At 73.0% G+C, this 11,568-nt stretch carries 6 protein-coding genes and 1 riboswitch; of the genes, 5 read left to right on the top strand and 1 reads right to left on the bottom strand.

The genetic code is table 11. The features are described 5' to 3' along the window. Window positions 1-48: 48 nt before the first annotated feature. Window positions 49-4,503 carry a trypsin-like peptidase domain-containing protein gene (locus ACFU95_RS19690; RefSeq protein ID WP_383828907.1) on the bottom strand — a complete coding sequence of 1,485 codons (4,455 nt, stop codon included), beginning with the start codon at window positions 4,501-4,503 and terminating at the stop codon, window positions 49-51. Window positions 4,504-4,705: 202 nt separating this feature from the next. After that, window positions 4,706-4,849, top strand: a riboswitch (cobalamin riboswitch). Window positions 4,850-4,947: 98 nt separating this feature from the next. Here ACFU95_RS19690 and ACFU95_RS19685 point away from each other — a divergent pair. The 5 genes from ACFU95_RS19685 to ACFU95_RS19665 are packed head-to-tail and all read left to right on the top strand — an operon-like array spanning window position 4,948 to window position 11,561. Beyond that, entirely contained in the window at window positions 4,948-5,889 is a 942-nt protein-coding gene (locus ACFU95_RS19685) for a cobalamin biosynthesis protein (RefSeq protein WP_383828905.1), read from the top strand. After that, window positions 5,886-7,421 (top strand): cobyric acid synthase, encoded by a 1,536-nt coding sequence (locus ACFU95_RS19680; RefSeq protein WP_383828903.1) that lies wholly within the window; start codon window positions 5,886-5,888, stop codon window positions 7,419-7,421. Before ACFU95_RS19685 ends, ACFU95_RS19680 begins: the two co-directional genes overlap by 4 nt. After that, window positions 7,418-9,469 carry a putative cobaltochelatase gene (locus tag ACFU95_RS19675; protein WP_383828901.1) on the top strand — a complete coding sequence of 684 codons (2,052 nt, stop codon included), beginning with the start codon at window positions 7,418-7,420 and terminating at the stop codon, window positions 9,467-9,469. The genes ACFU95_RS19680 and ACFU95_RS19675 overlap by 4 nt, the downstream gene beginning before the upstream one ends. After that, window positions 9,469-10,077, top strand: coding sequence for a cob(I)yrinic acid a,c-diamide adenosyltransferase (gene cobO, locus ACFU95_RS19670; protein ID WP_383828899.1), 609 nt, complete (start codon window positions 9,469-9,471; stop codon window positions 10,075-10,077). The genes ACFU95_RS19675 and cobO overlap by 1 nt, the downstream gene beginning before the upstream one ends. After that, window positions 10,071-11,561: a cobyrinate a,c-diamide synthase gene (locus ACFU95_RS19665; protein WP_383828897.1), complete on the top strand. Its 1,491-nt coding sequence runs from the start codon at window positions 10,071-10,073 to the stop codon at window positions 11,559-11,561. Before cobO ends, ACFU95_RS19665 begins: the two co-directional genes overlap by 7 nt. Window positions 11,562-11,568: the final 7 nt, after the last annotated feature.

Here is an 11,568-nt window from a genome sequence, read left to right as displayed (position 1 = left end):
GGGCGGGGACGATGTTCCCCGCCCCGCCCGGTCGGCGTTTGCGGGCTGCTACGCGCAAGGTGAGTCCGCCGCTGCTCCGGCGTGGTCGAGGAAGAGACGCTCCTGCGGGGAGTACGGGGCCCAGTGGCGGCACAGTGCTCGGCGCCAGGACTCAGGGTCCAAGGGGATGGTCAGCCTGGAGTTGGCCTGGTGGACGACGAGGCGGTCGGCAGTCAGGTGGAGGTCCTCCGGGGCCGCGGTGAAGGGAAGCGTGACATAGGGCTCGTCCCCGTCCCCGGGTCGCCACAGCACGAGGCCGCTGTTGGCTCCGTCGCCGGTCAGCAGGGTTCCGTCATCCGCCAAAGCCGCCGCCCACACACGTTCGTCCGCCACTACGGCCGGTCCCACGCGCTCGCCGGTCTCCATGTCCCACCGCTGGATGGTCCCGACGTCCAGTTTGGTGGCGAGTGTCCGTCCCCGCGGGCCGAACACAAGGATCATCCCGTACGCGGCCGCCACCGTGATGCCGGTGTTCCCGCGCACCCGACCGGTGTCGATGTCCCAGACGGCGACTTCGCCGCCGCCATGGCCGATGGCCACTTCGTCACGCTTTCCAGGACGGACCGCGATCCCCGTGCACGGGTCGCGGAGAGCGTCGCACGGATAGTCGCCGAGAACCGTATCCTCGTCCGACGCCACGTCATACCGGATCAGTCGCTCGGACGTCTGGACGACGACCTCGCTGCCCCGGAGTGGAGCGACGTCGACCAGGTCGGGAAAGGACCGGACCCGCACCTTCCGCGGACTGCCCGGTTCACGGACCGAGACCTCGTCCGCGTCGCGCAACACCAGATTGCTGCCGTCCGTGGTGAAGAACCCATCGGACAGGCCCTCCTCGAACTCCTCCGCCGTCACCACTTCCGCTCGGTGCTCCTCGCCCCGGCGGGCCACCATCAGTCTCACCGTCTTCCCGACGGTGACGTAATGGTCCTTCGCCTGCGCGCGGTACTCACCTCCCGGGCTTCTCATGTACGTGTCTCCGTCTTCGACGGAGTAGGGCCCCAGTGCGGGCAGCGGCATGCTGCGCTGCTCCTGCGTCCGCACCACCAGCAGGTCCGCTCCGGCGGCCACCAGGATGCGAGGTGCGGTCCCGCCCTCCTCGCCGGGGAGGACACCGACGGGCATCAGTTCCTCCCGAGCACCGGACGAGGGGACCCCCGGCACGCGGTACCGCTTGCCGGTCCCGATGTCGACCACCTCGAACTGGCTCGTCCGGGTCGTGGCCCGCTCCACCACATAGCGCCCGGTGAGGTCCGGGCCTTCCGCCCCGACGGCCAGGATCCGCCGTCCCGCGGCTCGGCGGGATCCCGTCAGCCGAATCGGCTTATGCCAACCGTGACCCCGGTCCACCAGGACGCCGGCCCCCCGATGGGACAGCCACGCGGCGTCCGCGACCGGGCGCGGGTTCCCGCCGGTCACCAGGTTCTGCACCCGAGCTTCCCTCTTGTCCTCGTACCCACTGAGAAAGACCACGTCCCGGCCCTCCGCGACCAGCGCGGCGTCGGTCACGCGTGAACCGCTCGGCAGCCCCTTCTGCGACGCCTTCTCCTCCGTGCCCGTACGGCTCTGCCAGACCTGGACGTGAGAGCTGCGCGCCGTCCCCGAGTCGGCGGCCCTGTCAGCGACCACGCGGAGCACCAGCCGCCCGCTGTCCGAGAAGTCGAGTGCCACTGTGTCCGGCATGTGCTGGGTCCCCAGCGCCGGCCGCGGACCGGCCCACAGGTGCTTGTGGGTGCGTACGTCGTAGCAGTGGACCGTCCCGTCGGCGGTCACGATGGCCAGCAGCGCACCGTCATCGCTGAACTCGGCGTGCTTCGGAGCTCCTCCGCCGGTCAGCCCCGGCACCCGCCACGAGCTCGCCCGCCCGTCACCGAGCCCCGTCCACACCTGGGCGTGCGCGGCACCGTCCCGACCGACAGACGTGGTCACGACCGTGGAACCGTCCGGCGTCATGTCGATGCTCCCGATGGGCTCGGCCCCCTGCCCCTTGTGCACGGAGATCACCGACATGCCGCCGAGGTACGCCTGAAGCAGTGCCTGCCGTGCCTCCTTGCCCGGATGGGTGTGCCACGCGGCCAAGGAGAGCCGTGCCGCCATGCCCGGCTCGGTCGCCGCCAACCGGAGCGCGTCCTCCACCAGCCGCCGGGACACCATCGTCCGTACGCGTTCTTCCAGGGCCCGCTCTCCGCGCCACATCTGCACCGCCAGATATCCCGCCAGCAGCGCCAGCACGACCACCACCGCCGTCGCCAGCCGCCAGCGCCTCAGCGCACGTTGCTGATGCCGTCGGCTCGACTCCATGTAGTCGCGCTCCGGCTGAGTGATCTCCTCGCGGTGATCCGGATCCGCAAGCCGCTCCAGCGACGTGGCCAGCATCGTCCCCCGCAGCAGCGCCCCCGGCTCCCCTCCCGTCTCCCTCCAGTGCCCCATCGCCTGCAGCAGCCGCTCCTGCCAGGCCCGGAAGTCCCGGGACGCCGTCAGCCACGTCTCCAGGCGGCCCCAGGCGCGGACCAGTTCCTCGTGGGCCAGGTCGACGATGGGGTCGTCGTCGGGACCGTGGGTGATACGGACGAAGCGGGTGCGGGTGGCCAGGGCCTCCGCGACTTCCCGGAGGTCGGGCGGCAGGGGTGCGAGGCGTACCGGCTTGCGGGTGAAGCCGCCCGCGTCGTCGGGGCGGGCCAGCTGGGTGAAAAGGCGGCGGACCGGGGCCTCTCCGTGCACGGCGATGACGTCGCCCACGCGTTGTTCGGCGTGCGCGGACAGGGCGCCGGCGACTCCGCCCAGAGCCTCGTAGCCGGAGTGGGTGAGTCGTACGCCCTTCTCGTGCGACCAGAGTTCGGTGAGGGCGAACTCCATCAGGGGAAGGTGACCCGGTTCGTCCTCGGCGTCGTCGACGATGCGTACGGCGAGGCCGGTGTCGAGGGTGAGGCCGGGGACACGGGCCGCCGGACCTTCGATGGCACGGAGCAACGCCGATCGCCCCAGCGGCGCGACCACTTGGGCGCAGTCGCTGAGGACGCGGGCGGTGACCGGGTCGGCCAGGTCGTCCAGGCAGGAGGAGCGCAGGGTCGCGAGAACGCGCAACCGGCGCCCCTCCGCCGGTGCCGAGACGAGATCCACCACCAGTGCCAACAGGGCGCGGGCCGTGGCCGTTTCGGCGGCGACCGTCTCCTCCAGCTGGTTGAGGAAGAAGACATGGCCGCGCGGGCCGCAGTGGTCCAGCACTCGCCGCCCGAGTTCGGCGGCGGTCGGACCGTCCGCGGAGTCCAGCAGGTCCGCCAGGGCGAGCGCGGCACGCTCCTGCTCCACGGCGGCCAGCGCGGGGTTGAGGGCCGCCTCGGGCCGGGGCGCGGGCACGGCGGCGGGGTCGGGACCAGGGCGGGGGCCGGGGTCGGGACCCGGCGACATCACCGGTCCGGCGTCGGGACCGGTCGCAGGCGACCCCGACGCAGCGCCACCGGAACCGGCCTCGGGCGATGGCCCCTGTGCGACTGCGGCACCAGACGCCCCCAACGCCCCCGCCGCCCAAGCCGCCCCCGATGCTCCCAACACCCCCACCACCGCCCGAGCCACCGTCAGCGACGCCCGTGTCCCCGGCAGTGGGCGGATCTCCGAGACGGTGAACCCCTCGGCCCGCAGTCGGGGCAGTACCCCGGCCCGTACCAGGGACGTCTTGCCGCTGCCGGACGGACCCACCACCGGGACCACCAAGTGCCGTTCGACCGCGTCGAGGAGCCGACGCGTCTCGTCCTCCCGGCCGAAGAAGTACTCGGCGTCCTTCTCGCGGAACGCGTCGAGACCGCGGTACGGGCAGCGGCGCCGACCGGGCTGGAGGTCGAGGAGCGCGGCGGCCGGGATGAGGTACGACGTCGTCGCCGAGGCGCCGCGGTCGGTCGCGACCGTCATGCCGATGACCGCGCCGGCCTCCTCGTCCCAGACCGGCGCTCCGCTGCATCCGGGGCCGATGCGATGGCCCGTGCCGTCCGTCTCCATCGCGATCCAGCCCTGGCCGACGATGTCGAGCAGCCGTCCGCCGATCCAGGCGCCGTGCTCGGCGGTGGCGGGAAAGCCGAGGACGCGGAAGCGGTGGTGCCAGACGTCGCCCGCGCCCGCCAGCGGGACCGCGCCACCGGGTGCGCCTTCCGGCAGCCGCAGCAAGGCGATGTCGCCGGTGCCGTCCGTTGCCACCGGCCGCCAGCCGGACACCTTCGCCTCGTAGGTCACCGCGCCCGGCAGCAGCGGGAACTCCACCGTCACCGACGGCACCGGCGGCGTCGCCGCTCTCGCGTCGGTGCGCAGCGCGTCCGCGACCACATGGGCGCAGGTGACGACCGTGCCCGGGGCGAGCAGGAAGCCCGTCCCCACGGACCGGCCGTCGACGCCGCGCACCCGGACCACCGCGGTGCCGAGCTCTTCCAGGGAACCGGCACCCTTTCCCCGTAGACCCGTTTCACCAATGTTCATACAGACTCGCCGAGTTTCCTCTATCTCATCATGCTTCGTACGAGATATTGCAGGTGCCGGGCGCCCCTGTCCGCAACCGAGTCGCGGCAAGGCCACCCGGCTCGGGGAATTGGTCCCGAGTCCGCCCCTACAGGTCCGGTGTGGTGCTAGCCATGTGGGGTTCTCCACACTCCCCCGCCGCAGGTCAACGGCAAGTTGACGGCCCTTCCAACCCCGTGGTGGACTTCCGGGGCCAGCTACGGCGGCAGAAGAGGAAGCCGGTGCGAATCCGGCGCGGTCCCGCCACTGTCACCGGGGTAGAAAGCCCCGGGAGCCAGGAACTCTCGCCGCCGGTCTCGTCGAACCAGGGCGTGGACACCCTGAGTGAGGACACAACGCGATGCTCGCCTGCCGATCGACACGCAGTACCAGACCGTCGTCTGACCTCACGGTCGGCTGACTCCGATGCGAGCCGATCGCGTCTTCGCGTACGGCGCCGCCGCCGGGCTTCTCGGTGATCTGCTGCTCGGCGACCCTCGCCGGGGGCATCCGGTCGCCGCGTTCGGGCGCGCCGCCGGTGCCGTGGAAAGAGTGCTGTGGCGCGACGACCGCGCACGGGGTGCGCTGCACACGGCCGTGTGCGCCGGTGGCGCCGTCGCCGTCGGAGCGCTCGCCGCGCGTGCCGTCCGTACCTCTCCCGCCGCGTCTCTCGCCCTGACCGGCGCCGCCACCTGGGCGGTGGTCGGGGGGACTTCGCTCGCCCGGGAGGCCCTCACGATCGGGCGCGCCCTGGAGGCGGGGGACGTCGAGGGCGCGCGGGCGCGCCTGCCGCATCTGTGCGGGCGGGATCCGCAGGCGCTGGACGCGGACGGGATCGCGCGGGCGGTCGTGGAGTCCGTCGCCGAGAACACCTCCGACGCGGTGGTGGGCGCGCTGGTGTGGGGTGCCGTCGGCGGGGTGCCGGGGCTGCTCGGGTTCCGGGCCGTGAACACGCTCGACGCCATGGTGGGCCACAAGTCGCCCAAGTACCGCCGGTACGGGTGGGCTTCGGCACGGCTCGACGACGTGGCGGGGTGGCCGGGGGCCCGGCTGACCGCCGTACTCGCCGCCGTCGCCGGGGGAGATCCGCGCGGGGCGGTACGGGCCTGGCGCGCCGACGCCGGCAAGCACCCCAGCCCCAACGCCGGGCCCGTCGAGGCCTCGTTCGCGGGGGCGCTCGGGGTGCGCCTCGGCGGGACGCTGTCGTACGGCGGGCGGGTGGAGCATCGGCCCGTGCTCAACGGGGCGGGGCGCGCCGTCGCCGTCCAGGACATCGAGAGGGCCGTACGGCTGTCGAGGCGCGTCGGCTGGCTGGCGCTCGGCGTCTGTGCCGCCGCGCGCCGTATCGCGAAGGGACGTACGTCATGACGGGCGGTGGGCTTCTCGTCGCCGGAACCACCTCGGACGCGGGCAAGAGCGTCGTCACCGCCGGGATCTGCCGGTGGCTGGTGCGGCAGGGGGTCAAGGTCGCACCCTTCAAGGCGCAGAACATGTCCCTCAACTCGTTCGTGACGCGCGAGGGCGCCGAGATCGGGCGGGCGCAGGCCATGCAGGCGCAGGCGTGCCGCCTGGAGCCGACCGCGCAGATGAATCCCGTGCTGCTCAAGCCCGGTGGCGAGCGGAGCAGCCAGGTCGTCCTGCTGGGCAGGCCGGTGGGCGAGATGAGTGCACGCGGGTACCACGGGGGGCGGCAGCAGGCGCTGCTCGGGACGGTGCTCGACTGTCTCGCCGAACTGCGGGACACGTACGACGCGGTGATCTGTGAGGGGGCCGGCTCTCCGGCCGAGATCAATCTGCGGCGGACCGACATCGTCAACATGGGCATCGCCCGCAGTGCGCGGCTGCCCGTGCTGGTCGTGGGTGACATCGACCGCGGGGGCGTCTTCGCCTCCTTCTTCGGGACCGTGGCGCTGCTCTCCCCCGAGGACCAGGAGCTCATCGCCGGGTTCCTCGTCAACAAGTTCCGGGGCGACGTGTCGCTGCTCGAACCCGGGCTCGACATGCTCCACGGCCTCACCGGCCGGCACACCTACGGTGTCCTGCCCTTCCGGCACGGGCTCGGCATCGACGAGGAGGACGGGCTGCGGGTCTCGCTGCGCGGCACGGTCCGGGAGTCGGTCGTCGCGCCGCCCGTCGGCGAGGATGTGCTGCGGGTCGCGGTCTGTGCCGTCCCGCTGATGTCCAACTTCACCGACGTGGACGCCCTGGCCGCCGAGCCGGGTGTTGTCGTGCGGTTCGTGGACCGGCCGGAGGAGCTGGCCGACGCGGATCTGGTGGTGCTCCCCGGCACCCGGGGAACCGTGCGCGCGCTGGAGTGGCTGCGGGAACGGGGACTCGCGCAGGCCATCGAGCGCAGGGCCGCCGAGGGGCGGCCGATCCTCGGCATCTGCGGTGGCTTCCAGGTGCTCGGCGAGCACATCGAGGACGAGGTCGAGAGCCGCGCGGGCCAGGTCGACGGGCTCGGGATCCTGCCGGTACGGGTGCGGTTCGCCCGCGAGAAGACCCTGACCCGGCCCGTCGGCGAAGCCCTCGGGGAGCGGGTGGAGGGGTACGAGATCCATCACGGGGTCGCCGAGGTCAGCGGGGGCGACGGGTTCATCTCCGATGACGAAGGACACAGCCTCGACGGGTGCCGGGTCGGGCAGACCTGGGGCACGCACTGGCACGGCTCGCTGGAGTCGGACGGCTTCCGGCGGGCCTTTCTGCGCGAGGTGGCGGCCGCCGCGGGCCGACGCTTCGTACCGGCCCCCGACACATCGTTCGCCGCGCTGCGCGAGGAGCAGCTCGACCGGCTCGGCGACCTGATCGAACAGCACGCGGACACGGACGCGCTCTGGCGGCTCATCGAGTCGGGCGCGCCGCAAGGACTGCCCTTCATTCCACCGGGAGCGCCCGCATGAGCACACCCTTCCCCTTCACGGCCGTTGTCGGCCAGGACGACCTGCGGCTCGCGCTGCTGCTGAACGCCGTGTCACCGGCGGTCGGCGGTGTGCTGGTGCGCGGCGAGAAGGGCACCGCCAAGTCGACGGCGGTACGGGCGCTTTCGGCGCTGCTGCCGCAGGTACCCGTCGTCCCCGGCTGCCGTTTCTCGTGCGACCCGGCGCGGCCGGACGCCGGGTGCCCGGACGGGCCGCACGAGCCGGGAGCGGGGGCCGAGCGCCCGGCCCGCATGGTCGAACTGCCCGTCGGCGCCTCCGAGGACCGGCTGGTGGGCGCGCTGGACATCGAGCGGGCGCTGTCGGAGGGCGTGAAGGCCTTCGAGCCCGGCCTGCTCGCGGACGCGCACCGCGGGATCCTCTACGTCGACGAGGTCAACCTCCTCCACGACCACCTGGTCGACCTGCTCCTCGACGCGGCCGCGATGGGCGCGTCGTACGTCGAGCGGGAGGGTGTCTCCGTACGGCACGCCTCGAAGTTCCTCCTCGTCGGCACCATGAACCCCGAAGAGGGCGAGCTGCGGCCGCAGTTGCTCGACCGGTTCGGGCTGACCGTCGAGGTCGCGGCCTCGCGCGAGCCCGACCAGCGGGTGGAGGTCGTGCGCCGGCGCCTCGCCTACGACGACGACCCGGCCGGCTTCACCGCGCGCTGGGCGGACGACGAGGCCGAGGTACGCGGGCGCATCGCCGCCGCACGGGAGTTGCTGCCGTCGGTGCGGCTCGGTGACGGTGCGCTGCGGCAGATCGCGGCGACCTGCGCGGCCTTCGAGGTGGACGGCATGCGGGCCGACATCGTGATGGCGCGTACGGCGACCGCGCTGGCCGCGTGGGCCGGGCGGACCGACGTACAGGCCGAGGACGTCCGGCAGGCGGCGCTGCTCGCGCTGCCGCACCGCAGGCGGCGCAATCCCTTCGACGCTCCGGGACTCGACGAGGACAAGCTCGACGAGACGCTGGAGGAGTTCGCCGGCGACGACGAGAGTCGGGGCGAGAACGACAACGAGAGCGAGAGCGAGAGCGACGAGGATCCCGATCCGGACGGGCCCGGCGGGGGTGGCGGGCAGCCGCCGTCCGAGCCGGACGGGCCGCAGGGTGGTGACACGGGCACGCAGCCCGAGGCCGGGGAGGGCGGGCAGCCGCAGGCCCCCGGTGCCGGGGAGCAGCAGCCCGTGCGGGCTTCGGAACCCTTCCGCACCAAGGTGCTCAGCGTGCCCGGTCTCGGCGAGGGCGCGGCGGGACGGCGCTCGCGGGCACGGACCGAGCACGGGCGGACGACCGGGGCGCGACGGCCCCGGGGGGCGCTGACCAAGCTGCACCTGGCGGCGACCGTGCACGCGGCGGCACCGCATCAGCGGACCCGGGGACGGTCGGGGCCGGGGCTGGTCGTGCGGCGCGACGATCTGCGGCAGGCGACCCGGGAAGGGCGTGAGGGCAACCTCGTGCTGTTCGTGGTCGACGCCTCGGGGTCGATGGCGGCGCGGCAGCGGATGAGCGCCGTGAAGGGCGCGGTGCTGTCGCTGCTGCTGGACGCGTATCAGCGGCGGGACAAGGTGGGGCTGGTGACGTTCCGCGGGACGACCGCGGAGGTCGCCCTGCCGCCGACCTCGTCGGTGGACGCGGCGGCGGTGCGGCTGGAGTCGCTGCCGACCGGCGGGCGTACGCCGCTCGCGGCGGGTCTGCTGCGGGCGCACGAGGTGCTTCGGGTGGAGCGGCTGCGGGACCCGGCGCGGCGGGCGCTGGTCGTCGTCGTGACCGACGGGCGTGCCACCGGCGGGACGGAGCCGGTCGCCCTGGCCGGGCGGGCCGCGCGGCTGTTCGCGGCCGACGGCGTCGCCTCCGTGGTCGTCGACTGCGAGTCCGGGCATGTGCGGCTGGGCCTCGCCGGGCAGCTCGCGGGTGAGCTGGGCGGTACCGCGGTGACGCTGGACGAGCTCCGGGCGGACTCGATCGCCGGTCTCGTCAGGGAGGTTCAGGGTGGATCGCAGGGTGGATCGAAGAGGAGGGCCGCGTAATGCCGCAGGGGCAGCCGAGTGTGGTGCCGCAGGACGGACTGACGACTCGTCAGCGCCGTAATCGACCGCTGGTGATGGTGCACACCGGGGTGGGCAAGGGCAAGTCCACCGCCGCCTTCGGGATGGCGCTGCGCGCCTGGAACCAGGGGTGGCCGATCGGGGTGTTCCAGTTCGTCAAGTCGGCGAAGTGGAAGGTCGGCGAGGAGAACGCGCTGCGGGTGCTGGGCGCCAGCGGCGAGGGCGGCACCGTCGACTGGCACAAGATGGGGGAGGGCTGGTCGTGGGTGCAGCGTGACCTCCAGGGTGACAACTCCAGCAACGAGGAGAAGGCCCGGGAGGGCTGGGAGCAGGTCAAGCGGGACCTGGCCGCCGAGTCGTACAAGCTGTACGTCCTCGACGAGTTCGCCTATCCCCTGCACTGGGGGTGGATCGACGTCGACGAGGTGCTCGACGTGCTGCGCGACCGGCCCGGAACCCAGCATGTCGTCATCACCGGGCGGAACGCGCCCGACAAGCTCGTCGACTTCGCCGACCTCGTGACCGACATGTCCAAGGTCAAGCACCCCATGGACGCCGGGCAGAAGGGCCAGCGGGGTATCGAGTGGTGACGTCCTCGTCCGTCTTCGTCCCCCGGCTGGTCATCGCCGCGCCCTCCTCGGGCAGCGGCAAGACCACCGTCGCCACGGGGCTGATGGCCGCGCTCGCCGCGCGGGGGCTGGCCGTGTCCCCGCACAAGGTCGGGCCGGACTACATCGACCCCGGGTATCACGCGCTCGCCACCGGGCGGGTGGGGCGCAACCTCGACGCGTACCTGTGCGGGCCGGAGCTGGTCGAGCCGTTGTTCCTGCACGGGGCGCGGGGCTGCGACATCGCGGTCGTCGAGGGCGTCATGGGGATGTTCGACGGGGCCGCCGGGCAGGGGGAGCTGGCGTCCACCGCGCATGTGGCGAAGCTGCTCCGGGCGCCGGTGGTGCTGGTCGTCGACGCGTCGTCGCAGTCGCGGTCCGTGGCGGCGCTGGTGCACGGGTTCGTGTCCTGGGATCCGCAGGTGCGGGTCGGGGGCGTGATCCTGAACAAGGTGGCCTCCGACCGGCACGAGGAGTTGTTGCGGGAGGGGCTGGAGTCGGCCGGGGTGCCGGTGCTGGGGGTGCTGCGGCGGACGGCCGGGGTGGATACGCCGTCGCGGCATCTGGGGCTGGTGCCGGTCGCGGAGCGGCGGGCGGCGGCGGTGGACGCGGTGGCGGCGATGGCCGCGCAGGTGCGGGACGGGTGTGATCTTCAGGCGCTGGTTTCGCTGGCGCGCAGTGCGGGGGCGTTGTCGGGTGCGGCTTGGGATGCGGCTGATGTCTTGGCTTCCTCGCCCCCGCCGCCCCTACCCGTCCCATCCCTGGGGGCTGCGCCCCCAGACCCCCGCCATCGGCCCTTCGGGCCTCGTCCTCAAACGCCGGACAGGCTGGAAGAAGCGGCTGGGGCGAAGCCAGTAGTAGCCGTTGCCGGTGGGCCTGCCTTCACCTTCTCCTACGCCGAGCACACCGAACTTCTCACCGCCGCCGGTGCCGAGGTCGTTCCCTTCGATCCGCTGCGGGACGAGCAACTGCCCGACGGGATCCGGGGGTTGGTGATCGGGGGCGGGTTCCCCGAGGTGTATGCCGCCGAACTGTCGGCCAATGAGCCGCTGCGCAAGGCCATCGGGGAGTTCGCGCTCAGCGGGGCTCCGGTCGCCGCCGAGTGTGCGGGGCTGCTGTATCTGTGCCGGGAGCTGGACGGGCAGCCGATGTGCGGGGTCCTCGACGCCCGTGCCCGTATGTCGGAGCGGCTGACGCTCGGCTACCGGGACGCGGTGGCCGTGAGCGACAGTTCGCTGGCGGTGGCCGGGACGCGGATGCGGGGGCACGAGTTCCACCGGACGGTCGTGGAGCCCGGGGCAGGGGATCTGCCGGCCTGGGGTATGCGGGTGCCGGAGAAGCGGGTCGAGGGGTTCGTGCGGCGAGGGGTGCACGCGAGCTATCTGCACACGCACTGGGCGGCCGAGCCCGGTGTCGCCCGCCGGTTCGTGGAGAGGTGCCGTACCCAGGACGGAGTGGCCCGGTGAGACCGGG

The sequence above is a fragment of the Streptomyces sp. NPDC057623 genome, assembly GCF_042800355.1.
GTDB lineage: Bacteria > Actinomycetota > Actinomycetes > Streptomycetales > Streptomycetaceae > Streptomyces.
This window is presented reverse-complemented; position numbering and strand designations above follow the sequence as displayed.